The following is a 1,623-nucleotide window of genomic DNA, read 5'->3' on the forward strand; positions in this document are numbered from 1 at the left end:
ACGATTACCATATGATGTTCTTCATCAACCTTAACGTTCTGCGTCTGGGGAGCAGAGAATTCGAATCGCTGCTGTCCCTCCGTCCAGAAAGACATCATGCTGCCGGCCATAAGCGCGATAAACAGCGAAGCAGCCACCAAGAGCGGATGGCGTTTGATGCGATCAAAAAAGCTTATTTTCCTCTTCTCTTTCGGCAGCGCGGCCATGACGCGCTCGGTAAATCCTTCTGGTGCTTTTGTATGGGATAAGCTTTGAACAAAAGCAATGGTTTTCTTTAGTTCCTGAAAATGTCTCTTGCAATCCTGGCAGGTAGCAATATGAGCACGGAGTTGCATCTCTTCTTCTTTGTTTGCTTCTTCGTCCAGGTAGCGATGCATGAGACGCACATTATCTTGGCAACGCATATGAATCTCTCCTTTCTCGTTTATTACATAAACCGAAGTTTTTTGCGTAGTGCTTCCCTGCCTCGGTGAATTCTGGTTTTGATGGTGGAGATGGGGAGTTGGACCACTTCACTGATTTCCTGCAGACTTAAGTCTTCTATGTAGCGCAGAAGCATGACTGCCCGATATTTCGGATTCAGTCCCATGATGGCGTCCTGCACTTCCTCCTGCAATTCATCGATGAGCACTTCTTCTTCCGGCCCTTTGCTTGTATCAGCCAGCCGGTCGTGCCAGTCTACTCCTTCGGCTCCGGTGATTTCTGCATCAATGGAGAGATTTTTCTTTCGTTTTCTGAGAATGTCAATGCTAAGATTCGAAGCGATACGGTATATCCAGGTGGAGAACTTGTACTGCGGGTCATAGTTGTCCAGGTTGGCGTATACACGCAGGAACGTTTCCTGGGCGACGTCTTCCGCCTCCTGCTGGTTACCCAACATTCGGTAGGAAACATGGTATACCTTATCTTTGTACAAATCGACCAGTTCGGCAAAGGCATCGCGATCCCCGCTTTTTGCCCGCTGGATAATCCGTTGCTCGGTAATGTCCAATTTGCTCCACATCCTAAATCAGTTTCCCGTATGGTATATACGGATGTTCTGCATTGCAAGTTTCAAAAAAATAAAAAGACGAGAATGCGTGATTCGCACCCTCGTTTTCACTTATGCATCTCATTTCTTTATTATATTAGCTTTTCCCCGAATACGGAACCCATCAATGCGACAGCAACGCGCGCGGTCTGGTTCATCTGGTCGAGAATCGGATTAACTTCCACAAACTCGGCGCTGGTCAGCACGTTGGCTTCGGCCAGAATTTCCATCGCCAAATGGCTCTCACGGTAGCTGATGCCTCCGATAACGGGTGTTCCCACACCGGGGCAGTCATGCGGATCCAATCCATCCAAATCCAGACTAAGGTGAACGCCGTCCGTTCCATCGGTGACAATTTTCAGCGCTTCTTCCATAACACGGGCCATGCCAAGCCTATCAATTTCATGCATTGTAAATACTTTTACACCCAGCTTCTTAATGAATTCCTTTTCGCCCGGATCTAATGCCCGGGCCCCAATCAGCACGGTCTTCTCAGGATTCAGTCTGGACCCGGCCCCACCGATTGAAGTAAGGGATTCATGACCATAACCCAAGCTTACCGCTAACGACATGCCGTGAATGTTACCGGATGG

Annotated in this window: 3 protein-coding genes; all 3 read right to left on the bottom strand. The window is 48.4% G+C overall.

All coding sequences use genetic code 11. The features are described from left to right. Positions 1-404: anti-sigma factor family protein (locus B2899_RS06005; RefSeq protein ID WP_286884485.1), on the bottom strand; the 404-nt coding region annotated here is incomplete at its 3' end. Positions 405-427: 23 nt separating this feature from the next. Then, positions 428-991, bottom strand: coding sequence for an RNA polymerase sigma factor SigW (gene sigW / locus B2899_RS06010; RefSeq protein WP_146811142.1), 564 nt, complete (start codon positions 989-991; stop codon positions 428-430). A 131-nt stretch (positions 992-1,122) separates the two neighbouring features. Next, on the bottom strand, positions 1,123-1,623 hold a 501-nt coding region (locus B2899_RS06015; RefSeq protein ID WP_286884486.1), incomplete at its 5' end, for an arginase.

It is taken from the genome of Aneurinibacillus sp. UBA3580, assembly GCF_002375825.1.
GTDB classification, from domain to species: domain Bacteria; phylum Bacillota; class Bacilli; order Aneurinibacillales; family Aneurinibacillaceae; genus Aneurinibacillus; species Aneurinibacillus danicus.